Annotated in this window: 24 protein-coding genes; 6 read left to right on the forward strand and 18 right to left on the reverse strand. The window is 62.3% G+C overall.

Annotation, left to right across the window (positions count from 1 at the left end; translation table 11 throughout):
• Nucleotides 1-68 precede the first annotated feature (68 nt).
• The gene (locus AC5STB_RS18185; RefSeq protein ID WP_495444623.1) at nt 69-521 is read left to right on the forward strand and encodes an iron-sulfur cluster assembly scaffold protein; all 453 of its coding nucleotides are present in this window, start codon (nt 69-71) and stop codon (nt 519-521) included.
• 288 nt (nt 522-809) lie between these two features.
• Here the strand turns inward: AC5STB_RS18185 and AC5STB_RS18190 are convergent, their stop codons facing one another.
• From AC5STB_RS18190 to sciP, 5 genes are all read right to left on the reverse strand, one after another.
• Nucleotides 810-932 (reverse strand): hypothetical protein, encoded by a 123-nt coding sequence (locus tag AC5STB_RS18190; RefSeq protein WP_495444193.1) that lies wholly within the window; start codon nt 930-932, stop codon nt 810-812.
• A 148-nt stretch (nt 933-1080) separates the two neighbouring features.
• Complete coding sequence (gene recG, locus AC5STB_RS18195; protein WP_495444194.1) at nt 1081-3171, reverse strand: ATP-dependent DNA helicase RecG; 2091 nt, start codon at nt 3169-3171, stop codon at nt 1081-1083.
• Nucleotides 3168-5426 carry an NAD-dependent DNA ligase LigA gene (ligA, locus tag AC5STB_RS18200; RefSeq protein WP_495444195.1) on the reverse strand — a complete coding sequence of 753 codons (2259 nt, stop codon included), beginning with the start codon at nt 5424-5426 and terminating at the stop codon, nt 3168-3170. The genes recG and ligA overlap by 4 nt, the downstream gene beginning before the upstream one ends.
• A gap of 166 nt (nt 5427-5592) precedes the next feature.
• Nucleotides 5593-6312 (reverse strand): response regulator transcription factor CtrA, encoded by a 720-nt coding sequence (gene ctrA / locus AC5STB_RS18205; protein ID WP_495444196.1) that lies wholly within the window; start codon nt 6310-6312, stop codon nt 5593-5595.
• Between the two features lie 117 nt (nt 6313-6429).
• Nucleotides 6430-6717, reverse strand: a complete 288-nt coding sequence (gene sciP / locus AC5STB_RS18210; RefSeq protein WP_495444197.1) for a CtrA inhibitor SciP — start codon at nt 6715-6717, stop codon at nt 6430-6432.
• Between the two features lie 150 nt (nt 6718-6867).
• Between sciP and mnmA the strand changes: the two genes are divergently transcribed.
• Entirely contained in the window at nt 6868-8013 is a 1146-nt protein-coding gene (gene mnmA, locus AC5STB_RS18215) for a tRNA 2-thiouridine(34) synthase MnmA (protein WP_495444198.1), read from the forward strand.
• 219 nt (nt 8014-8232) lie between these two features.
• Here the strand turns inward: mnmA and lpxB are convergent, their stop codons facing one another.
• The 13 genes from lpxB to pyrH form a co-directional block, all read right to left on the reverse strand.
• Nucleotides 8233-9399, reverse strand: a complete 1167-nt coding sequence (gene lpxB / locus AC5STB_RS18220) for a lipid-A-disaccharide synthase (RefSeq protein ID WP_495444199.1) — start codon at nt 9397-9399, stop codon at nt 8233-8235.
• A complete protein-coding gene (locus AC5STB_RS18225; protein WP_495444200.1) occupies nt 9396-10184 on the reverse strand; it encodes an LpxI family protein in 789 nt (262 codons plus the stop codon). Before AC5STB_RS18225 ends, lpxB begins: the two co-directional genes overlap by 4 nt.
• A gap of 4 nt (nt 10185-10188) precedes the next feature.
• On the reverse strand, nt 10189-10974 hold the full coding sequence (lpxA, locus tag AC5STB_RS18230) for an acyl-ACP--UDP-N-acetylglucosamine O-acyltransferase (protein ID WP_495444201.1): 786 nt from the start codon (nt 10972-10974) through the stop codon (nt 10189-10191).
• A 2-nt stretch (nt 10975-10976) separates the two neighbouring features.
• Entirely contained in the window at nt 10977-11444 is a 468-nt protein-coding gene (gene fabZ, locus AC5STB_RS18235; RefSeq protein ID WP_495444202.1) for a 3-hydroxyacyl-ACP dehydratase FabZ, read from the reverse strand.
• Between the two features lie 75 nt (nt 11445-11519).
• Nucleotides 11520-12080 (reverse strand): OmpH/Skp family outer membrane protein, encoded by a 561-nt coding sequence (locus AC5STB_RS18240; protein WP_495444624.1) that lies wholly within the window; start codon nt 12078-12080, stop codon nt 11520-11522.
• Between the two features lie 49 nt (nt 12081-12129).
• Nucleotides 12130-14520: an outer membrane protein assembly factor BamA gene (gene bamA / locus AC5STB_RS18245; RefSeq protein WP_495444203.1), complete on the reverse strand. Its 2391-nt coding sequence runs from the start codon at nt 14518-14520 to the stop codon at nt 12130-12132.
• Between the two features lie 129 nt (nt 14521-14649).
• Nucleotides 14650-14775 (reverse strand): hypothetical protein, encoded by a 126-nt coding sequence (locus AC5STB_RS18250; RefSeq protein ID WP_495444204.1) that lies wholly within the window; start codon nt 14773-14775, stop codon nt 14650-14652.
• 142 nt (nt 14776-14917) lie between these two features.
• Nucleotides 14918-16267, reverse strand: a complete 1350-nt coding sequence (gene rseP / locus AC5STB_RS18255; RefSeq protein ID WP_495444205.1) for an RIP metalloprotease RseP — start codon at nt 16265-16267, stop codon at nt 14918-14920.
• A 4-nt stretch (nt 16268-16271) separates the two neighbouring features.
• On the reverse strand, nt 16272-17444 hold the full coding sequence (dxr, locus tag AC5STB_RS18260; RefSeq protein ID WP_495444206.1) for a 1-deoxy-D-xylulose-5-phosphate reductoisomerase: 1173 nt from the start codon (nt 17442-17444) through the stop codon (nt 16272-16274).
• 16 nt (nt 17445-17460) lie between these two features.
• The gene (locus AC5STB_RS18265) at nt 17461-18243 is read right to left on the reverse strand and encodes a phosphatidate cytidylyltransferase (RefSeq protein ID WP_495444207.1); all 783 of its coding nucleotides are present in this window, start codon (nt 18241-18243) and stop codon (nt 17461-17463) included.
• Nucleotides 18240-18998, reverse strand: coding sequence for an undecaprenyl pyrophosphate synthase (gene uppS / locus AC5STB_RS18270; RefSeq protein ID WP_495444208.1), 759 nt, complete (start codon nt 18996-18998; stop codon nt 18240-18242). Before uppS ends, AC5STB_RS18265 begins: the two co-directional genes overlap by 4 nt.
• Before the next feature lie 8 nt (nt 18999-19006).
• Nucleotides 19007-19570, reverse strand: coding sequence for a ribosome recycling factor (frr, locus tag AC5STB_RS18275; protein ID WP_495444209.1), 564 nt, complete (start codon nt 19568-19570; stop codon nt 19007-19009).
• 260 nt (nt 19571-19830) lie between these two features.
• Nucleotides 19831-20580 (reverse strand): UMP kinase, encoded by a 750-nt coding sequence (gene pyrH, locus AC5STB_RS18280; RefSeq protein WP_495444210.1) that lies wholly within the window; start codon nt 20578-20580, stop codon nt 19831-19833.
• Between the two features lie 129 nt (nt 20581-20709).
• Here pyrH and miaA point away from each other — a divergent pair, with 129 nt between their 5' ends.
• The 4 genes from miaA (at nt 20710) to AC5STB_RS18300 (ending at nt 26191) form a co-directional block, all read left to right on the forward strand.
• A complete protein-coding gene (gene miaA, locus AC5STB_RS18285) occupies nt 20710-21570 on the forward strand; it encodes a tRNA (adenosine(37)-N6)-dimethylallyltransferase MiaA (RefSeq protein ID WP_495444211.1) in 861 nt (286 codons plus the stop codon).
• A 556-nt stretch (nt 21571-22126) separates the two neighbouring features.
• Nucleotides 22127-23791 carry an ABC transporter substrate-binding protein gene (locus AC5STB_RS18290; protein ID WP_495444212.1) on the forward strand — a complete coding sequence of 555 codons (1665 nt, stop codon included), beginning with the start codon at nt 22127-22129 and terminating at the stop codon, nt 23789-23791.
• A 117-nt stretch (nt 23792-23908) separates the two neighbouring features.
• Entirely contained in the window at nt 23909-24961 is a 1053-nt protein-coding gene (locus AC5STB_RS18295; protein WP_495444213.1) for an ABC transporter permease, read from the forward strand.
• 15 nt (nt 24962-24976) lie between these two features.
• Nucleotides 24977-26191 (forward strand): ABC transporter permease, encoded by a 1215-nt coding sequence (locus AC5STB_RS18300; protein WP_495444214.1) that lies wholly within the window; start codon nt 24977-24979, stop codon nt 26189-26191.
• Nucleotides 26192-26273 lie beyond the last annotated feature (82 nt).

The following is a 26273-nucleotide window of genomic DNA, read 5'->3' on the forward strand; positions in this document are numbered from 1 at the left end:
CCTTTTGCATCTGCTGTTCGGCTCTCTATGTATGGGGAACCTGCAAAATGGGAAAGACCGGGAAAGCGATGTCTGGCGATAGTGATCTGATTAAGCTGTATTCCTCGCGCATTCTGGCGCTGGCAGCCGACATTCCGCACCTGGACCGGCTGCAGGCGCCGGACGCCACCGTCAAGAAACGCTCGCCGCTGTGCGGCTCTGCCGTGACTGTCGACATTAAGGTTGAGGACGGCCGGATCACGGATTTCGGACAGGACGTGAAGGCCTGCGCACTGGGCCAGGCCTCTGCGGCGGTGGTCGGTGCCAATGTGATCGGCCGGACGCTGGAGGAAGTGGAAACCGCCCGCAATCAGCTGAGAGCCATGCTGACCCAGGACGGCCCGGTCCCGGATGCGCCGTTTGAGGGGTTGGAAGTTCTGCAGCCCGCACGCGAATTCAAGAACAGGCATGCCTCGATCATGCTGGCGCTTGAGGCAACGCTTGAAGCCATGCAGACCGCCGCCAAGGAACAGTGCGCCTAAGCCGCCTGCCTGCTTTACTGCTGCACAAAATGCGAGGCGGACCGCGTCTCAGCGGGCGCTCTCGTCTGGCGTCTGTGTCATGAAAAAACCGCCGCACATCCGGGCAGATGGCGGCGGCAGTGATGCTCTGCAGTGCGGGACCCGGGCGGGCCAGGCAGGATCTTGAGGCAATTCAGCCGAAGATCGGGCCGATGGGGATCTGTACAGGCGGTTGATCCCCGGAAACAGTCCGGGACAGGAAAGGGCCGACCCGGCACAGCAGACGCATTCAGGAAAACGGTACGGGGATCAGAACAGCCCCGGCAGATGCAGCGCTGCCACCAGCATCACCATCAGCGAGGCCGCCCCGATGGCATCCTGCAGCAGGGTCGAATGGGCGTTTTGAATGGTGGTCTTGATCTGTGAAATCATGGCTCGGGCCTCCTCCAGTCTGTGTCGCTGCGCTCTGGCAATCTTGTTGCCCCTTTGTTCTCATTTTCAGGTGCACGTGTAAAGAACTTTTTGAGAACATTTGCGAACACAGGAGAACACCGCAGAGAAACAGCAGCCGAGTGACAGCCTAACCCACTGAAATCAAACGGATCGCCTGATCCTGTTTCATCAGCCACAAAAGTACGCGTGCTGCCTTGCCGCGTTCCCCTTCCAGCTTAGGGTCGGCCGCCAGCAGCGCCCGCGCGTCGCTTTGCGCCACTGCCATCAGCCCGGCCTGGCGTTCCAGGTCGGCAATCTGGAAACGCGGCAAGCCGGATTGCGCGGTGCCGATCATGTCGCCGGCCCCGCGCATCTGAAGGTCAGTTTCCGAGATCCGGAACCCGTCCTCGGTCTCGCGCAGCACTTCCAGCCTTTTACGCCCGCCCTCGGTCAGCGGCGGCTGGTACATCAGCAGGCAGGTCGACTCGGCGCTGCCGCGCCCGACCCGGCCGCGCAGCTGGTGCAGCTGAGCGAGGCCAAAGATCTCCGCCCGCTCAATCACCATGATCGAGGCATTAGGCACGTTCACCCCGACCTCGATCACCGTGGTGGCCACCAAAACCTTGGTTCGGCCCGCGACAAACGCGGCCATTGCCGCGTCCTTCTCGGCCGGCGGCATCTGGCCGTGCACCAGTCCGACCGTGCCCTCACCGAGGATGGCGCGGAGGTGCTTAAAGCGTTCCTCTGCCGCGGTCAGATCGCTCAGCTCGGACTCATCCACCAGCGGGCAGACCCAGTAGCACTGCCGCCCTTCAGCAATTGCCTTGCGCAGGTGATCAACCACTTCCTGCATCCGTTCAGTGCTGATGACGGCGGTTTTGACCGGCTTCCGCCCCGGCGGTTTCTCATCCAGCACCGAGACGTCCATGTCGCCGTATTGCGCCAGCGCCAGAGAGCGCGGGATCGGCGTTGCCGTCATCACCAGCACATCGGCGCCCTTGCCTTTTTCCGCCAGTTCCATCCGCTGGCGAACCCCGAAACGGTGCTGCTCGTCGACGATGGCCAGGCGTAGGTCGCGGAATTCCACGTCCTGCTGGAACACCGCGTGAGTTCCGACCAGAATGTGAATGTCGCCGCGCTTCAGCGCCGCCAGCTTGGCCTTGCGCTCAGCGCCCTTGTCGCGGCCCGTCAGGATCTCAATCACTACGCCCGCGTCCTCAGCCAGCGGCGCGAGGCCTTCCATATGCTGCTGCGCCAGAATGCCAGTCGGGGCCATCATCACCCCCTGCCCGCCTGCTTCAACAGCCACAAGCAAGGCCATGAAAGCAACCAGTGTTTTCCCGGCACCCACATCCCCCTGCAGCAGCCGGTTCATGCGCTTGTCCGCCGCCATATCTGCAGAGATTTCCTCTATCTCGCGGGCTTGTGCGCCTGTTGGACGGTACGGCAGCGCCTTCAGAACTTTGGACTGCATTTGGCCGGTCGCCGCGCTTTGGATGCCGCGGGCTTTGCGCTCCTTCTGGCGGGCCAGCGCCAGAGTCAGTTGATGGGCGAACAATTCGTCATAGGCCAGACGCGCCCGCGCCGGTGCCTGCGGGCTGAGGTCATCCGGCCCCTGCGGTGCATGGGCAGACTGCAATGCCTCATGCCAGGCGGGCCAGTTTTCCCGCAGCATCTGCGCCGGGTCGGTCCACTCCGCCAGTTCCGGCATACGCGACAGCGCGCTTTGCGCCGCCTTAAACATGGTCTTTTGCGTAACCCCGTGGGTCAGGCTGTAGACCGGCTCATACTCCGGGATCTCATGCGCCTCTTCCACCGGCAGCATATGGTCCGGATGCACCATTTGCGCCAGACCATCAAACAGCTCCAGCTTGCCTGAAACCACACGGCGGGCCCCTTCGGGCAATTGCGCCTCCAGATAGCGGCTGCGGCCGTGGAAGAAGACCAGCTGGAATTCTGTCTCCGCATCCTCGACATGTATGCGGTAGGCACCACCGCGGTTGCGGGCCGGGCGGTGACGGCCCACTGTGACCTCAACCGTCACCGTAGCGGGCAGGTCAGCCCCGCGGACGGTATCGCGGCGGCGGCGGTCCACCACCGAATACGGCAGTGAAAACAGCAGGTCGCGCGGCGTTTCGATATCAATCTGGCTGAGGTTCTGCGCGGTTTTAGGGCCGACACCCTGCAGGGTCTCAGCACCGGCAAACAGCGGAAACAGGATCTCGGGACGCCCGCTCATGCCTCTGCGATCAGCTCCAGCCAGCCATCTTCATCAAGGGTCTGAACACCCAGTTCTGCAGCTTTCTTGGCCTTGGAACCCGCCCCCGGGCCGGCCACCAAAATATCGGTCTTCTTGGAGACGGAACCAGAGACCTTCGCCCCCAATGCCTCGGCATTTGCCTTGGCCTCATCCCGGCTCATCTTCTCCAGCTTGCCGGAAAACACGACCGTCTTACCGGCCACCGGGCTCTCGCTTGCCGGCGCTTCGGGCGGCACAATGCTGAGGCTGCCGGCCAAGCGCAGGATCGCAGCACGCTCCTCGGTGTTGGCAAAGGCGTCCGTCAGCGACAGGCCAACTGCGGCGCCGATGCCTTCGATACCGATCAGTTCCTCCCAGACCGCTGCTGCGGCGGCCGGCACCTGGCAGGCGTCAAAGGCCGCGTCGCGGGTCTTCTTGATTTTTGCAGCGCGCCCTTCTGCGGCAGCCTGAATGCGTTCTGCCTCTTCCGCCTCATCCGCAGCGCGCCAGGCCAGTGCGGCCGGGCGTGCAGCCTCCGCACTCTCCAGCAAGGCATCCCACTGCATGAAATGCTGTGCCAGATCCTTGGCAACAGTCTCGCCTATATGGCGGATACCCAGCGAAAACAGCATCCGGGCGAATCCGATCCGGCGCTTGCTTTCAATCGCAGCAAAGAGATTGGCCGCACTCTGTTCTCCCCAGCCCTTGCGGTTCTTCAGCTTGCTCAGTTGCTCCCCGTCGCGCGCTTCCAAAGTGAAAACATCTGCCGGCTCGCGGATAGGCAGCAGTTCATCTTCATAGAACATTTCAATCTGCTTGGCGCCAAGACCTTCAATGTCGAACGCCTTGCGGGAGACGAAATGCTTAAGCTTTTCCTTGGCTTGCGCCGGACAGATCATCCCGCCGGTGCAATAGCGCACAGCGTCGCCTTCCTCGCGCACCGCCGGGCTGCCGCATTCCGGGCAGGTCTGCGGAAAGCCATAAGGTTCTGAGCCTTCGGGGCGTTTCGTCAGATCGGTATCAGCCACTTTCGGGATCACGTCCCCAGCGCGGTAGATCTGCACCCAGTCCCCGATGCGGATGTCCTTGCCGCCGCGGATCTCTTCGCCCTTGGAATCCCGCCCTTGGATGTAATCCTCATTGTGCAGCGTTGCGTTGGAGACCACCACACCGCCAACGGTCACTGGTGTCAGCCGCGCAACAGGGCTGAGCGCACCAGTCCGGCCAACCTGAATGTCGATCGCCTCCAGCCGGGTCCAGGCGAGTTCGGCGGGGAATTTATGTGCAATCGCCCAGCGGGGCGTAGTGGAGCGGAAGCCCAGCCGCGCCTGCAAGGCCAGATCGTTGACCTTGTAAACCACGCCGTCGATGTCATAGCCGAGCGTGGCACGCTGCTCCTCGATACTGCGGTAATGCGCGATCATGTCTTTGGTCGTGGCACACAGCCGGGTCAGAGGGTTGGTTTGAAAGCCCAGGGCCTCCAGCCGCGCGATTGCCTCCATCTGTGTTTCTGCCAGCGGCGCGCTCAATTCACCCCAGCTGTAGGCAAAGAAGCGCAGCGGGCGCGAACGGGTAATTTCAGAATCCAGCTGGCGCAGTGAGCCCGCGGCTGCATTGCGCGGATTGGCAAAAGTCTTGCCGCCGCGTTCCTCGTGCCGGGCATTCAGCGCCTCGAAATCCACGTGGCTCATGTAGACTTCGCCGCGCACTTCCAGAACCTCCGGCGCGCCTTTCAACTGATGCGGAATGTCGGCAATGGTCATCGCGTTGGCCGTCACATTCTCCCCGACGCTTCCATCGCCGCGGGTGGCCGCCTGGATCAGAGTGCCGTTTTCATAACGCAGGGACAGGGACAGACCGTCAATCTTAGGTTCCGCGGTAAAGGACAGCTTATCCGCCGGACCAAGGCCCAGATATTTGCGGATACTGCGGTCGAAATCGGCGACGTCTTCCTCCTCGAACGCGTTGCCCAGCGACAGCATCCGCACCGAATGGGCGACCTTTCCAAACCCGGAGGCTGCTGGCGCGCCGACCGCGTCCAGCTGAGTGGCCGCATCCGCCAGATCAGGAAAGGCATCTGCCAAGGACCGGTAGCGCCGCTTCAGCGAATCATACTCGGCATCGCTGATCTCTGGCGCATCCTCCTGATGATAGGCCAGATCCGCCGCCCGCAGCCTTTCTTCAAGCGCCTGAAACTCTGCCTTAGCCTCTTCTGCTGTCAGGCTGGCCAGGTCTTTTTCCGGAATTTCTGCCACGCGCGGTCCCTCTTCGTTCTCCCCTCTGGTGATAAGGTGCCGCAGGCGCCGCGTCCAGCGTATCTGCAGGTCTGCGCGCGGCAGGCCTCAAAACAAAAGACCCGCCTATTGGCAGGTCTTTGCAACCGGCGGCACATTTTCACGCACCGCCCGGGTTTTCATCCTTTCAGGCGCCGACAGCCATCCGCTGACCGCCTGTCATATGGTCCTCTTGCGGGTCGCGCAGCACATAACCGCGGCCCCAGACGGTTTCGATATAGTTTTCACCACCCGTCGCATTGCTGAGTTTCTTTCGCAACTTGCAGATGAAAACATCGATAATCTTCAATTCTGGCTCATCCATGCCGCCATAAAGATGGTTCAGGAACATCTCTTTGGTCAATGTGGTGCCCTTGCGCAGCGACAAAAGCTCCAGCATTTGGTATTCCTTGCCGGTCAGATGCACCGACTTGCCGTCGGCCTCCACCGTCTTGGCATCCAGATTGACCGCAATCTTGCCGGTCCGGATGATCGACTGCGAATGGCCCTTGGAGCGGCGGATAATCGCATGGATCCGCGCCACCAATTCCTCGCGGTGGAAAGGTTTGGTCAGATAATCGTCCGCACCAAAGCCGAACCCCTTGATCTTGTTGTCGGTATCATCTGCACCGGACAGGATCAGAATGGGGGTTTCGATGCGGGACATGCGCAGCTGGCGCAGCACCTCATGGCCGTTCATATCCGGCAGCCCCAGATCCAGCAGGATCAGGTCATAGTCATAGAGTTTGGCCAGATCGATCCCCTCTTCCCCCAGATCCGTCGTGTAAACGTTCAGGTTGGCATGGGTCAGCATCAGCTCGATGCTTTTGGCCGTGGTGGGATCATCCTCAACCAGCAGAATGCGCATATTATTTTCTCCGCCTGTACACTGTTTCCCTCAGGTCGCGTTAACCTTGGTGGAAAAAAGTTAATGCCTCGTTACCATGATGGTTAATTTACAAATGCAACTCAAGGGCGGCACAGCCTATTTTGCGTCCCGGTCCCGGAATTTCTTCAGCCGTGTGGTTTTCAGGGCCTCTTCACCGTGGTCGGCTACCGCTGCAACCCAGCTGCGGAACTCTTCCTCGCTCAGGCCGTAGCGGCGCATCGCCTCCTTCTGCGGCAGCAGCCCGTACAGCACGCCGCGCACAACCGCAGCCTTGCGCGACGCGACCCAGCGCTTGGTGGTTTCCGGCGGCAAATCCGCCCGTGTCATGATGGTGCCATCCGGCAGGGTGACTGCCCGCGGCCCGGCGACTTTCTTCAAAAACATATGTCTTCCCTCTGAAGATCTTGTTCGTAAGGGTCTGACACCAGAAAATCCGATTCAGGCTTAATGCCGCGTGAACCACGCCCCTTGAGAGTCTGTAGGATTTTCATATATTCTGCGGCGCCTGCCCCCCTTGCCTTTAGGAGCTGCCCCATGGCGCTGGACCAAGATCTGGAATTGAACTCGCTCGGCTTTGCCAAACCGCCCTCGGAAACCCGGGTGGTGGTGGCCATGTCCGGCGGCGTCGACAGCTCAGTCGTTGCTGCATATCTGGCCGATCAGGGCTATGACGTGGTCGGAGTGACACTGCAGCTTTACGATCACGGCGCGGCGCTGGCGAAAAAAGGCGCCTGCTGCGCGGGCATTGATATCCACGACGCGCGCCGCGTCGCGGAGGAGCGCGGCTTTCCGCATTACGTTCTGGATTATGAGAACATTTTTAAGGATGCAGTGATTGACGAGTTCGCCGACAGCTATCTGGCGGGCGCAACCCCGGTGCCCTGCATCCGCTGCAACGAGCGGGTAAAGTTCAAGGACCTTCTGGAAACCGCCAAGGATCTGGAGGCCGACTGCATGGCAACCGGCCATTACATCCAGCGCAAGATGGGGCCGGACGGGCCGGAACTGCACTCGGCGGAGGACGCCAACCGCGACCAAAGCTACTTCCTGTTCTCCACCACGCCCGAGCAGCTCGACTACCTGCGCTTCCCGCTGGGCCACCTGCCCTCAAAGGATGCAACCCGTGAGATGGCGGCGAAATACGGCCTGGCGGTGGCAGATAAGCCGGACAGCCAGGACATCTGCTTTGTGCCCGACGGCAACTACGCCAGCGTTATCGAGAAACTGCGCCCCGGCGCGGCTGAGCCGGGCGAGATCGTGCATTCTGACGGGCGGGTGCTGGGCAGCCACGAGGGCGTCATCCACTACACCATCGGCCAGCGCCGCGGCCTGGGGATCGGCGGTCTCAGCGAGCCGCTTTATGTGGTGAAACTGGACGTGGACAAGAAACAGGTGGTTGTCGGCCCCAAGGAGCTGCTGGCGACCCGCACCATCCCAGTGCGCGAGATCAACTGGCTAGGGGATGAACCCTTCACCTCTCGCGAGGAATGGCACGTAAAGGTCAAGGTCCGCTCCACCCGTCCGCCGCGGGAGGCGATCATCAGGCCGCTGACGGACACAACTGCTGAGGTGGAACTGCTGACCCCCGAGGAAGGCGTCTCCCCCGGCCAGGCCTGTGTGTTTTACGCAAATGAGGGCAGCCGCATCTTCGGCGGCGGCTGGATCTGGCGCGGCTACTGATACCCTGTCCGCCGGGTCAAGGGAGGCGCAGCCTGCGCGCGGCACGCGCGGCGTGCCCTTGACGCGGTATTTTCAAAGCAAAATCGAAATTGCGCCTGAGGGCAGACCTGCCCTTAGGCGCTTCTCAGCATGCAAGTTTCCGGCGTTTGCACCTTTGCCAGCCGCCAGCGTTCTGCAACGGGGGCGCGGCGGAGGCTTTGCATCCGCCGCGCTTCCGGCTTATCTCCCGGGACACCGTTCGAGAACAGCCCGCGCCGCTCTAAGGCCGGGCGCTTCGCCGCCCTGACCCAGGCGCTGCATCGTCAGCTCCATCGCTGCCAGCTGAGCCCCCGGATCAGCGGCCAGCGCCTCCAGGCGGGCAGCAATCTTATCGGGCGTGCAGTCCGGCCCCAGGCATTCCGGCACAACGCGGGTATCACTGACCAGGTTGACCAGCGTCACCGTGTCGATCAGCGCCATGCGCTTCATGATCTGCCAGGTGAGCCACTGAAACTTGTAGGCAATCACCATCGGGGTGACTGCCGCCGCCAGCTCCAGCGAGACTGTGCCGGAGGCCGCAAGCGCCAGGTCGGCCGCGGCAAAGGCGGCGCGTTTGTGCGCCTTGGCCGTGGCGGCGTCAAAATTGTTCGGATCAACCAGCACCGTCCCCTCGGGCCAGCCCTGCAAGGCGTCCTGCACCAGGCCCGCCACCGGGGCGGCAGCAGGCACGACGATCCGGTAGCCCGGGTGCCTGGCAATGTAACGGCGCAGCGCGCCGCCGAAATCCGGTGCCAGCCGCGACACCTCAGAGCGGCGCGATCCCGGCAGCGCCAGAACAAATGGCGCATCACCCAATTCGAATTCGCGGCGAAAAGCGGCGATCTCCGCTTCCGTGGCCTGCGGCTCCGCCACCACCGGGTGGCCGACGAAATCGCAGTCCATCCCGGCGGCTTCCATATAGGGCGGCTCAAACGGCAAGAGCGCCAGCACGTGGTCGATGACTTCTGCCATCTTCTCCGCCCGTTTGGGGCGCCAGGCCCAGACCGAAGGCGCCACGTAGTGCACTGTGCGGATATTGCTTTGCGCCTTGACCAGCCGCGCCACGCGCAGGGAAAAATCGGGGCTGTCGATAGTGATCAGCACATCCGGCTTGGCCGCCAGCACCGCATCCGCCGTTTCACGGATGCGCCGCTTCAGGTGGCGGTATTTGGGCAGCACCTCGGCCAGCCCCATCACCGACAGCTCATCCATCGGAAAGCGGGACACCAGCCCCTGCTCCGCCATCAACGCGCCGCCGATGCCGTCAAAGCTGACGCCAGGTTCAATCTGTTTCAGCCCCGCCATCAGCGCCCCGCCCAGCCGGTCGCCCGAAGGCTCGCCGGCCAGGATGAACACCCGCAGGCTCATGCCTCACGCAGCCACAGGAACAGGCCGAGCCGGTCACAGGCCGCAATCACTGCCTCCTGATCCAGCACGATGACGCCGCCAGCCTCCAGAACTATGCCCGAAAGCCCGGCCTTGGCGGCAGCCTCAACCGTCTCCACCCCGATTGCGGGGAGGTCGGCGCGGCGGTCCTGAGCCGGTTTCGGCGCCTTGAACAGAAGGCCGCCCTGCCCGTCCGGGCGCCGCAACAGCGAGGCCAGCATCCAGTCGGTGCCAAACAGGTTCTCCACCGCGATCGCCTGCCGCTTGCGCACCGCACAGGACTGGCCGATGTCGGCAGCGGACATCGCCGCAACAATTTCCGCGCCGCGTTCCGCGTCTGCTTTGTCCAGCTCTCCCGGCTGCACCTTGGTCGGCACGCCTGAGGCCATCAACAGATCAGGGGCCACCTCATGGGCGGCACGGACGGCAAAACCTGCCTGTTCGAAAATCGCGATAATCGCCCGCAAGGCACCGTCGTCGCCCGCCGCCAAAGCGCCTTGCAGCACCGGTACCAGCGGCATGGTCGCCGCATCTATGGCAGCGGGATCGATATGCGGACGGCGCACCGCACCTGCCAGGCAGATTTCGGTCACTTCCGCTGCCTTCAGCCGCTCCAGAAAGCTGCCCAGCTGCTCAAAGCGGAAGGTGATTTCCGGGTCCACCGCATCAGGTTCCGAACCTGCCATCGCGCACACCAGAGGGCGGCCCGCGGCTCGGGACGCCACCTCAGCCGGCAGCATGCCGGTGCCTGCAATCACTGCCAGCATCTGTTCAGCCTCCCGGCGTCAGGAAGGAACGGTCGCTTTCACCGGTGATAAAGGCGACGATCTCCTGCACATACTGGCTGTCTGTTTCCTCGCCCAGCCGCTTGGCGCGCTCCTGAAAGGTGCCTTCGCCCTGGGCCAGCATCTGAAATGCCGCGCGCAGGGCTGTGATATCGCTGCGGGCGACGCCGCGGCGCTTTAGCCCAACCAGGTTGAGCCCGTCCAGCTCACCGCGCTGCGCCTGCACCAAGCCATAGGGAATCACGTCGTTGGTCACCATGGTGACAGCGCCAATGATCGCGCCCTGGCCGATCCGCACCCACTGGTGGATGCCCGACAACCCGCCGATAATCACATCGTCTTCCAACACGCAGTGGCCCGCCACCGCGGCCGAATTCACCACAATCACCCGGTCGCCGACCTGGGCGTCATGGGCGATATGGCAGCCGGCCATGAACAGGCCGTCATCGCCGATACGCGTCACACCGCCGCCGCCCTCTGTGCCGGCGTTCACCGTCACATGCTCGCGGATGCGGTTGCGCTTGCCGATCACGGTCTTGCACTTCTCGCCCTTGAACTTCAGATCCTGAGGGATCTCACCCAGCACGGCAAAAGGGAAGACCACGGTTTCCTCGCCGACTTCGGTGACACCAGTCACAACGACATGGGACTTCAGAACAACCCGGTCCCCCAGCACGACGTCAGGGCCAACCACGCAGAACGGGCCGATCTCGCAGTCCTTTCCTAGCTTGGCGCCTTCTTCGATCACAGCACTGGGGTGAATCCGGCTCATTCTCAATCGTCCTTCTGCACGTCAACCATGGCCGAAAACTCGGCCTCTGCCGCCACTTCGCCATCAACCGTGGCGCGGCCGGAGAATTTGAAAATCTTACCGCCGGGTTTGCCGCGCAGGGTCTCTACATGCATTTCCAGCACATCGCCCGGCACCACCTTGCGGCGGAATTTGCACTTGTCGATGTTCATGAAATAGATCAGCAGGTTGGTGTCGACCATATCCATGCCGACCCCCAGCATGACACCTGCAGTCTGCGCCATCGCCTCGACAATGGTGACACCCGGCATAATCGGGGTGCCCGGGAAATGACCCTGGAAGTGCGGCTCGTTCATGGTGACATTCTTGATGCCGCGTGCCGATTTATAGCTGTCGATATCGACCACCTTGTCGACCAGAAGGAACGGGTAGCGGTGCGGCAGGATCCGCTGGATCAGGTGAATGTCAGCGCTTTGCAGCTCGGTGGTCATGCTTGGTTTTCCATTTACATCAAAGATACTGGCCCGTCCCTAGCAAGCGGGCGGGCATTGGGCAAGTTCGCGCACTCAGCGCTCGCCGTCGTCATCCTCTGCGCCGTCGCCCAGAACCGCATCGATCCGGGCAATTGCCAAAGCGGTGATATCGGCGGAATCTGCGCTCAGAAAGACCGAAGAATGGTCGAGAATCGCTCCAGCCCCGGTTTCCCGCATGATCTGCTGCAGAACAGGCAGCGAAGCGGCGATGAACTCGCGCCGGGCCTCTTCGCCCATCTGGGTGATTTCACGCAGTTTCTGGTCCTGGCGGCGGCGGGTTTCCTGCACCTTCTGATCAAAGGCATCCGCCAAGGCGCGGAAAGCCTCCGGTTCAATCTCGCTGCGCCGCTCGGTCAGCCCCAATTCCTCCGTACGCAATTGCGCCTCGATCCGCCGGTTTTCCGCGGTCAGAACCGCACCTTCGGCTTCGATTTCGCGCTCCACGCGCTTGCCAAAGGCGCTTTCGGAGAACAGCCTGTCGGGCTGAATGGTCAGGATGCCGCTTTGCGGCAGCCCCAGCTGGTAATCAGAACTGCCGTTTGCGATGGTCTCTTGCGCACGGACAGGCACTGCCCCTGAGAGGGACAGTGCCAGAACCAGGCCGCATGCGGCCCAGAAACCGGGCGCCTGCTGCCGCACCAGATCAGAACCTTGCCTGCAGGGTCAGATCGAAGCTCTGTTCCTCGTCGAAGTCCTCTTTCTGGAGCGCCTTGGAGAAGTTGAACCGCAGCGGGCCAAAGCCAGTGGTCCAAAGCAAAGAGACGCCGACCACATGGCGGAACGACCTGTCGCTGCCGACAACGGTTGCACCCGACGTGTTCACATCCTGCAAGCCCCACAGGCCGCCCACGTCGTAGAACAGGCCGCCGCGCATGCCCAGCTCCTCTGGCAGGCCGAGCGGGAACTCGGCATCGAAGCGCGCGACAGCATAGTAGTTGCCGCCCAGGAAGTCGTCATAGTTGCCGCCGCTCGGGTCGCCAGGACTCTGGTCACGGGGGCCGATGCCGCCGGGCTCAAAGCCGCGCATGACTGACGGGGTCAGAACAAAGCGGTCAATCGACCGGCTGCTGCCGCTGCCTTCCCATTGAAAGGCCCCCGCCTCCAGGGTTGCGCGGATTGTTACTTCCTCGTTCCAGATCTGTTTCTGGGCAACAAGCTTCGTGGTGGTCTTGATGTATTCGGAGTCGCCGCCAATGCCGGCGTAGTCGGCGCCGATTTCCACCAGGAAACCCGCAGTCGGATCCAGGCCGGTCAGACGGCTGTCATAGCGGTAGGTAAACCCGAGTGCACTGGCGGTGCGTTCTCCCTGCCGGATTTCGCTTCGCACCACCGGGCCTGCCAGGTCCATGTCGTCGTCATCGTCGTCGAACAGCATTTCGTCCGCGTCCCAGGTGTAGCGCACCTGCAACGACGTATCCTCGCCGGTTCTAAAGGTCAGGGCGGGACGGAAGAAGACACGTTTGGTTCGGTACTCCGAGAAACTGGAGTCCGTCTCATTCAGGCCCAGATCCAGATCGAAGCGCAATCTCCGGCCAAGCAGGTAGGGTTCGGTGAACCCCAGGACGTAGGAGTCGGATTCCGTCGCCGTCGCGATGTTGAAGGACAGACGCTGGCCGCGGCCCAGGAAGTTGTTTTCGGTGAGCCCCACGCTGACCCCGAAACCGTCGGTGACCGAGTAGGCACCGCCCAGGTTCAGGGAGCCCGTCGGCTGCTCTTCAACGTCCACATCGACGATCACCTGATCTGCGGAACTGCCTTCGCGGGTTTCCACATCAGCATTGGCAAAGAAACCCAGGGCGCGGATGCGCTCGGCGCTGTTGCGGATCGAACGCGGATTGAACGGATCACCCTCGACAGAGGTGAACTGCTGACGAACCACCCGGTCAAGCGTGGTGGTGTTGCCCTCGATGTCGATCCGCTCAACAAACACCCTCGGGCCGCGGCGCAGCACAAATTCGATATCCAGGGTCAGATCGCGGTCGTTGCGGGTAACCCGCGGCTCAACCCGCAGGAAGTCGATCTCGTTGCGGACTGCCAGGCCTTCCATCCGGTCAATGGCATTTTCGACCAAGGTCGGCGAATACGTGACGCCCGGCTTGATCTTCAGCGTGGTGGCGAATTCATCTGCATCCGCCTCCGGCATCTCGCTGGTGACAGTGATGTTGCCGAACTTGAACTGCTGCCCCTCGGTCACGTCGACCACCAGGAACACGGCATCGCGCTCTTCGGTAACTTCGGCATTGCTGCTGTTCACGCGGAAATCGACATAGCCGCGCGACAGGTAGAAATCCCGCAGCACTTGCTTGTCGAATTCCAGCCGGTCCTCGATCAGGGTGTCGGAACGGATGAAGCCGCGTAACAGGCCCGCCTGCTTGGTCTCCAGCACCCGGCGCAGGCGGCGGTCGGAATAGACCCGGTTGCCAGTGAAGGAAACGCGCTCCACCTCGATGGTGTCGCCCTCGGAAATTTCGAACACCAGATCGACGCGGTTGTTATCGCGGCGGATGATACGCGGGGTCACGCGGGACGCCAGGCGGCCCTGAACGCTGTAGGCTTCTGCAATCGAGGCCGCGTCGCGCTCTGCAAGAGAGGGGTTGAACACCCGGCGCGGCGCAGATTCGATGATCTGTTCCAGCGCATCGTCCTTGAGCCGCCGGTTGCCTTCAAAGCTGATCTGATTGATGGTCGGGAATTCGGTGACCTTGATCACCAGCGTGCTGCCGCGCGGCACGATTTCCACTGTTTCAAATACGCCACTGTCAAGAATGCGCTGATAGGCATCGTTCAGCTCGCCCGCGCTGACAGTCTGGCCCCGCTCGATGCCGGTATAGGCCACAACCGTGGATGTCTGAATCCGCTGATTGCCCTCGACCTGAACCGAATTGAAGCGGTAGCTTTGCGCCTCTGCCGGAAGCGGCGCAAAAGCGTAGCCCAACGCAACTGCCAGAGAAATAGCAGAAACTTTCCGGTACAAGATATTGATGCCCGACTTACGCTCACCACAGGACTTGCCTGCGAAATTCCCCCAAACCATTTTTTTCACAACCCGATTATTATAGCAGCTTTGCGACGTGCGTACCGGGTTTAAAGGCGCTTGTCAAAACCAACTAAAGCGCATTTTGGAGGCAACCGGCGCGGCGGGTTTGCGCGCCGGCTGCGGGAATCACAGAGTGGCGAGCCAGGTGCCCGCGGTCAGCGCGCAAAGAATGGCAAAACCGGTTAGCGCCCGGTCCCAGTTCAAACGCACCAAAAGGCCAAGGCCACGGTAAGATTGCGAGAGTGCTTGCATCGGTCTTCCCCCGGTTTTCTCCTGTCCGCCGGCCCGGGCGCGGTCTTGCGCTGCCAGCGGATTGAGAAAAAGTTAACGGGGAAATATGGCGGCACTTGGGCGGCACTGTGGCCGCCCTAGGTCAATGCAAAGGAGCACCCGTTCAGCAGAACAAGTCGTTGCCGAGCGCAAACACCATCAGCGACAGAACGATGGCAATGCCCAGCGACATCAGCACCCGCACCGCGCGGTCGCTTGGCGGGCGGCCTGCGACCGCTTCATAGGCGTAGAACATCAGATGGCCGCCATCCAGCGCAGGCACCGGGAACAGGTTCAGCAGGCCCACCGCGGTTGACAGGACCGCAATGAAGCGGATGAAGCTTTCGGCCCCCTGGCTGGCCATCGCCCCCGAGGTTTCGGCAATGCCGATCGGCCCGGACAGGTTGCAGGTGCTGATCGCCCCTGTGATCATGTGCTTCAGCCCCGACAGCGACGTTTCGATCACCGCCCAGACCTGGTAGGAGCCGGCTGCCAGAGACTCGCCAAATCCCGCCGGCTCGGTGGCCGGGGTAAAGGCAAGACCGCCCACGATGCCGATCCGCCAGCGGGTGGCAAAACCGCCATCTGGCTGCGCCTCGTCGGTGCGGCGCGGCGCCAGCGCCATTTCGACCGTTTCACCGCCGCGCCAGACGTCCAGGACCAGCACCTTGCCATCCGCGGCTTCAACCAGTTCCTTCAATTGGTCAAAAGAGACCAGCGGCGCACCGTCCACAGCGACAATCACGTCCTCCTGCTGCAAGCCGGCATCCGAGGCAGCGCTGCGCGGCACCACCCCGCGCACGTAGGGCGGATACAGATAAGGGCCGCTGACGGTGGTTTCAGTTCCGCCGCGGCGTACCACATACTCCAGCGGCTGCTGCTGCGGAATGGCGTTGCGGAAAACCTCCCAAGCGTCGCCGTCCAGATAGTTGGGAACCGCCACGCCGCCGGCAGAGACCAGTTCGTCTCCTTGCTGCAACCCATTCTCGATTGCAGGCAGCGGCGCCAGCGCACCAATGGTCAGGGGCTCGCGCATGCTGCCTTGGGACCAAGCAACTGCGGTGAAGATGATCGCTGACATCGCAAAATTGAACACAGGCCCCGCCGCAACCGTCACCGCCCGCGCCCACAGGGGCGCGCCATGCATGGTTCGGCGCAGGGCTTCCGGATCAGCAGCCGCGGCCTCCATCGTCCCGGCGTCCTTGCCAGAGGCCGCGTCCGCATCCCCAAGGAACTTGACATAGCCACCAAAAGGCAGCGCGGCGACTTGCCAACGGGTGCCGCGTTTGTCCATCCGGCTCCACAGCACCGGCCCGAAACCCAGCGAAAAGACTTCTGCATGAATCCCCGACCAGCGGCCAACAATGTAATGGCCGTATTCGTGCACCGCCACGATCACCGACAGGGCGACGACAAAGCTGGCGACGGTATAAAGAAAACCGCCGAACTGCGGGACAAAAGCTAGTAAGTCCAAAAATCTATCCTATGTGTTTTTCTGCAGCCCTGGCTGCCTCTTGCCTTGCGACATGGTCAACCCGGGTCACGTTATCAAGTGTGATTGCGGCATCAATGAGGTCGGCCTTGGTCTCAAGGCGTTCCAGCACCGCCGCCGTCACCGCAGCCATGTCGGTAAAGCGGATACGGCCGGCAATAAACTCATCCAGCGCCTGCTCCTTGGCCGCGTTGAACGCCGCCCCCATCAGGCCGCCCCGCTCCATCACCTCATAGGCCTGGCGCAGCGCCGGGTACCGGGCTGGATCCGGGGCGCGGAAATTCAGTTGGCCGATGCGGGCAAGATCCAGCCGCTCCACCGGCAGGTTCTGACGGGCTGGCCAATGCAGCGCATAGCCGATGGCATGGCGCATGTCGGCCGCGCCCAGATGCGCCATCAGCGCGCCGTCATTGAACCCGACCAGCGCGTGGACCAGCGATTCCGGGTGTACCAGCACCTCTATCTGATCCGGCCGGACACCAAAGTATTCCCGGGTTTCAATAACCTCCAGCGCCTTGTTAAACATGGACGCGCTGTCGATGGTGATCCGCTGCCCCATGTCCCAATTGGGATGCGAGGATGCCTGGGAAAGGGTCGCCCCAGGCAGGTCTTCCAGCGGCCAATCGCGGAACGCACCGCCCGACGCGGTGATGACAACCCGTTCGACCGCGTCGATTTCTTCCCCAACCAGTCCCTGAAACACTGCCGAATGCTCGCTGTCGACCGGCAGCAGCCGGGCGCCGTGTTTCTCCGCGGTTTCCAGCAGCAGCTTGCCTGCGCAGACCAGAGATTCCTTGTTAGCAAGCGCCAGAGTGGTGCCATGCTTCAGTGCTTCCAGCCCCGGAGCCAGTCCGGCGGCACCGACAATCGCCGACATGATCCAGTCCGCCGGGCGGGCCGCCGCTTCAACCAGCGCCGCCTGCCCTCCCGCTGCCTCCACGCCGGAGCCGTCCAGCGCGGCCCGCAGCGCCGGCAGGCGGTCCTCATAGGCAGTCACGGCCACCTCGGCCCGCAATGCAATAGCATCCTCAGCCAGCCGCGCAATGTTGGCACCGCCGGTCAGCGCCACCACATGATAGGCTTCGGGCGCGCGGTGGATCAGGTCGATGGTGTTCTGCCCAATCGACCCGGTGGCGCCGAAGATTGAGATTTTCCGCATGTTTTTTCCTGTCTGGTTATCCCCAGAAAGCGGTTATGGCCAGGAACATGGCCGCAGCGCCCAGCATCCCGTCGAAGCGGTCAAACAGCCCGCCGTGACCGGGGATCAGCGCACTGGAATCCTTAACCCCGGTCATGCGCTTCAGCGCGCTCTCCGCCACATCGCCGGCCTGGCTGGCCATCGACAACAGCACTGACAGCACCACGATGCCAAAGCCCAGCTCCATCCGGGCGGCAAAAACCGCGCCCACAACGGCGGCGGCCAGCCAGCCCGAGGCGGTGCCGCTCCAGGTTTTCTTCGGGCTGACGCGGGGCCAGAACTTGGGCCCGCCGATGGCCTTGCCCGCGAAGTATCCGGTGATGTCGGTCGCAACCACAATACTGATCAGCCACAGCATCCAGGCAGCACCCATTTGCGGCTGGCCGCGCAGCCAAATAAAGCCGAAGCCCGCCAGCAGAACCCACAGGGCAAAGCCGGTGAAATACTGCCGCCGTTCGCTGATCTGGCTGAACCCGGCCGCAACGGGTGCTGCCAGAACCGGCAGAACCCAAAGAACCGGCAAAAACGACGCCAGCAGAACTGCAACAGCAGAAATGGCGCCGAGCTGCAGTGCCGTGCCGCTGCGCGCAGGCGCCAGCATCCGCACCAGTTCCCAGATCATGCCGCCGCAGCACAAGGCGATCATCGCATTGAAGACGAGCCCGCCAGCCCAGATGGCATATCCGCCGGCCGCCACCATCACCACGGCGGAGACGGCGCGCGGCAGCAGGTCTGCCCAGCGGTCCTTGGCAGCGCTCATGTCTTCACAGCCCCGAACCGGCGGTCGCGGCGGCTGTAGCTGCTGCACAGCCGCGCCAGCTCCTCAGCCGTGAAATCCGGCCACAGGGTGTCGATGAACTCGTACTCCGCATAGGCCGATTGCCACAGCAGAAAGTTCGAGATCCGCGCCTCGCCGCTGGTGCGGATCACCAGATCCGGGTCCGGCAGCACATGGGTGTCCAGGTAGCGCGGAAGGGTTTCCTGGTCGACGTGTTCAGGATCCAGCCGCCCCGCAGCCACATCCCGCGCCAGCCGCTTGGTGGCGCGCGCCACCTCGTCGCGGCCGCCGTAGTTCAGCGCGATCGTCAGCTGCGTGCCGTCATTGCCTTCGGTTTTCTGCTCCAGCCTGTCCATCAGCCCGGTCAGCTTGGCGTCCAGCCGCACCCGGTCGCCGATAAAGCGCACACGGACGTTTTTCTCCGCCAAGGCGTTCATCTCTTTGGAAATGTAGCGGCGGAACAGGCTCATCAGACCGGTCACCTCGGTCTGCGTGCGCTTCCAGTTCTCGGTCGAGAAGGCAAAAATGGTAAGGTATTTCACGCCCAGATCCGGGCAGCACTCGACAACTTCCCGTACCCGGCGCGCGCCGGCATGGTGGCCGAACAGCCGCGGCCGCCCCCGGGCTTGGGCCCAGCGGCCGTTGCCATCCATGATAATGGCGACATGGCGCGGACCGGATCGGGCCGCCGGAGCATCTCCGGCGGCCCAGGTTTGCGGATTAGAAGCTCCTGGCATAAGGCCCGTCAGACCTGCATGATCTCGGCTTGCTTGGTCTCAAGCGCCTCGTCCACATGCTTGATCATCTTGTCGGTCAGCTCCTGCACTTCGGCTTCCCAGAACTTCTGATCGTCTTCCGACATGCCGTCCGCCTTGGCCTTCTTGATCTGATCCATGCCGTCGCGGCGGACGTTGCGGATCGACACGCGGGCATGTTCGGCGTACTGGCCGGCCACCTTGCCCAGCTCGCGGCGGCGTTCCTCGTTCAGCTCAGGGATCGGCAGCATGATGATGGTGCCGTTGAGCTGAGGGTTGATACCGAGGCCGGATTCGCGGATGGCTTTTTCGACTTTGCCAACAAGGCCCTTGTCCCAGACGTTGATCGTGACCATGCGCGGCTCCGGCACGTTGACGGTGCCCACCTGGTTGATCGGCGTCGGCGAGCCGTATGCATCCACCATCACCGGCTCCAGCATCGACGCCGAAGCCCGGCCGGTGCGCAGCGACGCGAATTCGGTGCGCAGATTGGCCATCGTGCCGTCCATACGGCGTTTCAGGTCGTCGGTATCCAGTTCAAAATCATCAGACATGCTGCTCTCTCCCCTTATCTGAGGCGGTCTTCCATTGGCTCATAAGCCATTGGAAGGCTGATGTATAGCGATGTTGGGGACGATTTGCCGCCACCGGGGATGCAAGTTTCCCGCTGGCCGTCCTCCCCTTGCTGAACGAATTAGCCTGCCTGGCGCAGACTTCACGGTTTCGAACCGCTCTCGGCACAAGCGCTGCTGCCAGAATACGCAAAAACCGCGCGCCATCAAAGGCACGCGGTTTCAGCTGGCCCTGCAGCGGTTTAGCCATGCACCTTGGTATAGGTTCCCTCGCCCGCGAGGATACCGCGGAAGCCGCCCGGCTCGTCCAGCGGGAACACGATCAGCGGCAGGTTGTTGTCGCGTGCCAGGGCAATAGCGGAGGCATCCATGACTTTCAGCCGCTTGGCGAACACATCGTCATAGCTGATTTCGTCATAGCGGACCGCATCGCTGTGCTGTGCCGGATCCTTGTCATAGACGCCGTCGACGCCGTTTTTACCCATAAAGATCGCCTCGCACGCCATTTCATTGGCACGCAGGGTCGCGGCGGTGTCGGTGGTGAAATAGGGGTTGCCGGTGCCTGCGGCAAAGATGCAGACCCGCTTCTTCTCCAGGTGGCGCACAGCGCGGCGGCGAATATATGGTTCCGCGACTTCATCCATGCGGATCGCCGAGATCACCCGGGTGAACACGCCCAGGCCTTCCAGCGCCGACTGCATTGCCAGCGCGTTCATCACGGTGGCCAGCATACCCATGTAATCCGCAGTGGTGCGCTCCATCCCCTGGGCCGATCCGGACAGCCCGCGGAAAATGTTGCCGCCCCCGATCACCATGCAGATTTCGACCCCCATTTCATGCACGGTCTTCACCTCGCGGGCGATGCGCTGCACGGTCGGCGGATGCAGGCCGAACCCCTGGTCGCCCATCAGTGCCTCGCCTGAAATTTTCAGCATGACGCGTTTATAGGCGGCGGCCGGATCCAGCTCCGGCTTTTCTTGCGGTTGAGGCATGTTGCGCTCCAGAAGATGTGAGGGTTAGTTTGCGCGGCAAAATGGAGCAATTCGCTGCCGGTTTCAATCCGCGCAGCGCGGTTTCCGCGCAGTTTTGCGGAACCCGACTGATAAACGGACCACAGCCGCATGAACCTGCCTGATATTGCCCCCGGAAAACCCGTGCTGATCGCAGGCCCGACCGCCTCGGGAAAATCAGCGCTGGCGCTGGACATCGCCACCCGCCACGGCGGTGTCATCGTCAACGCCGATGCCAGCCAGGTCTATGACTGCTGGCGGGTAATCACTGCCCGCCCCCCGGCAGAGGAAGAGGCGCTGGCGCCGCATGCGCTTTACGGGCATGTGCCATTCGATACGGAATATTCGGCCGGTCACTGGCTGCGCGAGGTTGTGCCGATGCTGGATGGCCAGGAACGGCTGATCATCGTGGGCGGCACCGGCCTCTACTTCACTGCGCTGACCGAGGGCATGGCCGAAATCCCCCCCACCCCGTCCGCAGTCCGGGACGAAGGCGATGCCTTGCCGCTTGAAACGCTGCGGACCGAATTGGATGCGGAGACCGCCAGCCGCATCGACCTGCAAAACCGCGCCCGGGTGCAACGGGCCTGGGAGGTGCTGAAAGCAACCGGGCGGCCGCTGGCCAGCTGGCAGGACAACACCCCCGCCCCGGCGCTGCCGCTGCAGGACTGCACCGCAATAGTTTTGAACTCGGACAAGGACTGGCTGGAAGCCCGCATCCGCAAGCGCTTTGGCCTGATGCTCGCGCAGGGCGCGATGGCGGAGATCGAGGCCATGCGCAGCCGCTACGATCCGGCGCTGCCCTCCTGCAAGGCGATCGGCGTGCCGGAACTGATGGCCTATGCAGACGGAACGCTAACGCTGGAGGAAGCCGAGGAGCGCGCCGCCATTGCCACCCGGCGGTTCGCCAAGCGCCAGCGCAGCTGGTTCCGCGCCCGGATGAAGGGCTGGCATCAGGTTGCCATGGCTTGATATCTGCCAGTTGCTCCCCGGGTTTGGCCCCGTGTTCCAATCACTGAACTTGACGGGCCTGCGGACTCAGCCCCGGCCTCTGGCAGGCAGGTTTCGGCTTGGCTGGGGCATGCGCCAGAGCAGCACCGGAACCAATTTCCGCAACCAGCGGCTGCGGAAGCCAACCATTTCGATTCTGTGACTGAATTTCCCCAGGTTCCAATATTCCAGCCCGCGGCAGTGATCTCCTGTGGCTAATAACACAATTGTTTGATCCGCCAGCAGATTCCCGCTGCACCGGCAGGGGCCGCCTGTGTGCGCGCGGATCCGGGCCGTATTACTGGGCAGTTTTGAACAGTATGCCGCTGCATGCTGGCCCCAATCAGAAAAGCGACGTCAAAAATGTCGTATTTTTACATGGAAACGCCGAAACTGTGCATTGACGAAGCGGCATATCTCTGCCGGAATGCGGGCATGGGGAAACTTTAATCCAAAACTCAAACCATAAGCGCCTGGCCAGCGGCTGGGCCTATACCCGTTTCGCAATAAGACAGAACGGTATGACAGGGAGACCTAAATGACCAAAGACACAATCAACGGAGCCCCGATCCATTGGGCCGCCAAGATGCACGCCAAGGAAGTGCTGGACGGCAAGCTGGACCGCCGGGAATTCCTGACCCGCGCCACCGCACTCGGCGTCACCGCCGCTGCTGCATACGGGATGATCGGCCTGGCCGCCCCCGCCAGGGCCGCCGAAGAGAAACAGCAAGGCGGCACCTTGCGTGTGCAGACCGAAGTCCGCCCGCTTAAGGATCCGCGCACTTTTGACTGGTCACAGATGGCCAACAAAACCCGCGGCACCAACGAATACCTGGTGGAATACAACAACGACGGCTCCTTCACCGGCATGCTGCTGGAAAGCTGGGAGATCAACGAGGACGCAACCGTCTACACTCTGAACGTCCGCCCGGGTGTTAAGTGGAACAACGGCGACGACTTCACTGCCGAAGATGTGGCCCGCAACATCGCCGGCTGGTGCGACAAGGGGCTGGAAGGCAACTCCATGGCCGGCCGTTTCGCCACTCTGGTCGACAATGACACCGGCAAGGCAATTGAAGGCGCAATCGAAGTGGTCGACAGCCACACCATCAAGCTGAATCTGCCGACCTCTGACATTTCGCTGATTGCCGGCATGTCTGACTATCCGGCGGCGATCGTGCATTCCTCCTTCCAGACCAACGACTTCACCCAGAACGTCGGCACCGGTCCGTTCTTGCTGACGGATCTGGAAGTTGGCGTGCGCGCGGTGCTGCAGCGCAATGACGACCACACTTGGTGGGGTGAAGCCATCTATGGCAAGCCCGCGCTTGAACGCATCGAATACGTCGATTTCGGCACCGATCCGTCGTCCTGGCTGGCCGCGCTGGAATCTGACGAAGTCGACATGCTCTATGAATCGGTTGGCGAATTCATCGACGTGATGGACGGCCTCGGCTACAAGAAATCCGAAGTTGTCACCATGTCCTCAATCGTGATCCGCCCCAACCAGCTGGCGGAAATCGACGGCAAGCAGCCCTATGCAGACAAGCGCGTCCGCAAAGCAATCCAAATGGCCGTCGACAACTCTGTCTGCCTGGAGCTGGGCTATGGCGGCCGCGGTGAGCCTGCAGAGAACCACCATCTCGGCCCGATCCACCCGGAATACGCCGAGCTGCCGCCGCAGAAGTTCGACCCGGAAGCAGCCCGCGCGCTGATGGAAGAGGCCGGCATGATGGATTTCGAGCATGAGATCCTGTCGATCGACGATGACTGGCGCCGGAACACCACGGATGCCGTGGCTGCGCAGCTGCGCGACGCGGGCTTCAAGGTCAAGCGGACCGTTCTGCCCGGCTCCACCTTCTGGAACGACTGGGTGAAATACCCGTTCTCTTCCACCAACTGGAACCACCGTCCGCTGGGCGTGCAGATCTGGGCGCTGGCCTACAAGTCGGGCGAAGCCTGGAACGAGTTTGGCTGGTCGAACCCTGAGTTTGACGCCCTGCTGGAAGAGGCCCTGGCGATTGCGGATGCGGACAAGCGCCGCGAAGTCGCAGCCAAGGCCGCAGCCCTGATCCAAGAAGAAGGCGTGACCATCCAGCCCTACTGGCGCTCGCTCTACCGCCACATGCGTGACGGCGTTGTCGGCGCAGACATGCACGTCGCCTTTGAGCATCACCACTACAAGTGGGGCTGGGCAGCCTAAACCCGACCGGCACCTGCCTCCTGCACCGCCCCGCCCGGGGCGGTGCTTTCCAGCTTAGAAGATAAGAGACCCGCCAACTGAGCCGGGTCCGATCCGCCAGACTGACAGGGGACCCCCATGGGACTATTTATTCTCCGCCGCTCGGGCGTGATGCTGCTGACGGCCCTGTGCCTGACGTTCATCGTGTTCTTCCTGACGAACCTCTACCCCAACCTTGAAAAACTCGCCAAGACCCAGGGCAACTTCCGCATGTCGGACGAGGCCGTGGCCAGTTGGCTGGACGCCAACGGCTATGGCGGATCCATGGTTTCGAAGTACGGGCAATGGCTGGGCGTTCTGCCAGGCTGGACCCGGGAGACCGAAGACGGTTTCACCGGCCGCTGCATGACCGGCACCGTCTCGGCCGAAGCGGCATCCGAAGCCGCCACCTTCTGCGGCATTCTGCAGGGCGACTGGGGCTACTCCACCCGTTTTAAAAACGAGGTCTCCACCATTGTGGCGGAACGTCTGGGCAATACCGGCCGCCTTATGTTCTGGGTGCTGATGCTGATGATCCCCTCTGCACTGATCATCGGCGTTCTGGCGGGCATGCGGGAAGGGTCCGTTACCGACCGGAGCCTGTCGACTGCCTCGATCCTGACCACAGCAACCCCTGAATATGTCTCCGGCGTGATTTTCATCGCCGTCTTCACATCCTCGACTGTCGGGCTGAAGTGGTTCAAGGGCACCGCAACCTCGGCTATGGACAACCCGACCTTTGAGAACTTCTTCCTGCCGGTGCTGACCATTGCGCTTTACGGCATGGGCTACATCGCCCGGATGACCCGCGCGTCGATGACCGAGGTAATGACCGCGCAATACATCCGCACCGCCCGGCTCAAGGGCGTGAGCTTCCACAATATCGTTCTGAAGCACGCGCTGCGGAACGCGCTGATTGCTCCCTTCACCGTCATCATGCTGCAGTTCCCCTGGCTGCTGAACGGCGTGGTGATCGTCGAGACCCTGTTCAACTACAAGGGCTTCGGCTGGATCCTGGTGGAAGCCGCGGGCAACAATGACATCGAACTGCTGCTGGCCGTCTCTGTGGTCTCAGTCTTCGTGGTGCTGATCACCCAGCTGATCTCCGACATCGGCTATGTGTATCTGAACCCGCGTATCCGGATCTCTTAAGGAAGGCAGCAGAGCATGGAACCTCTTAGCACATTCGAAATTGCTGGGCGCATAGTTTACCAGCTGTCCCCTGTCTGGTTTTCGCTGGTGATCCTCTTCGCAGCCTCCATGGGCTTCAAACGGCGGCTCGGTCTTTATGGCAAGCTGTTCGACAGCCCCATCGGCATGATCGGCTTTGGCCTGGTGATGTTCTGGGTGTTCACCGGCATCTACGGTGCCATGGACATGATCATCACCCATGACCCGCTGGCGCAGGCCTCGGGCATGAAGAACAAGCTCCCCGGCACGCCGTTGCGCGGCGCCACCGAAGATGAATACCCCTATTACCTTCTTGGCGGCGACAACCTGGCGCGCGACGTCTTCAGCCGCCTGGTCAAGGGCGCTTGGGAAGTCATCAAAATCGCCCCGATGGCCGCCGTCTTTGCCTTCATGGTGGGGATCACCCTGGGGCTGCCCGCGGGCTACTACGGCGGCAAGCTGGACACCTCGTTGTCCTTTGCAGCTAACCTGATCCTGGCCTTCCCGGTGATCCTGCTGTTCTACCTTCTGGTCACGCCCGAGATCGTGGCAACCGGTGTGCCGAACTATATGGCGATCGTGCTGTTCATCTTCCCGATCATCTTTGTCGGAGTGCTGCTGAATTCGCGGTATTATACCCGGCCCAAGGTGCGCAACCTGGTGCTGCCGCTGGTGCTGGGAACCATTATCTGGTTCTACCTGCAGCTGGTTTCCAACGGCGGCTACCTGATCAACACGCCGGAATACTCCATCTGGGGCCTGCCCCGTGCGATGGACATGTTCGACATTCCCGGCGGTATCCTGGTGGTGTTCGTCTCGGTGGTCTTCGTCAACTCGCCCACGGTGTTCCGCATCGTGCGCGGCCTGACGCTGGACATCAAAACCCGCGACTATGTGGCCGCGGCCCAGACCCGCGGAGAAGGCCCCTGGTACATCATGCTGTGGGAAATCCTGCCGAACGCCCGCGGGCCGCTGATCGTCGATTTCTGCCTGCGCATCGGCTACACCACCATTCTGCTGGGTACCCTGGGCTTCTTCGGCCTCGGCCTGCCGCCGGAAAGCCCGGACTGGGGGTCGACCATCAATGACGGGCGCAAGCTGTTGTCGATCTACCTGCACCCGGCACTGCCGCCTGCCTTTGCGCTGCTGACGCTGGTTCTGGGCCTGAACCTGCTGGCCGACGGCCTGCGCGAAGAAAGCCTGAAGGACTGATCCGGCTGGGGGACCGGCCCGCCCGGTCCCCCGGTAAATTGGAGCCAGATGAAGGGGATCCCTTCCCCTCCCGCTCCAACAG

It is taken from the genome of Leisingera sp. CC-HEC093, from assembly GCF_059429195.1.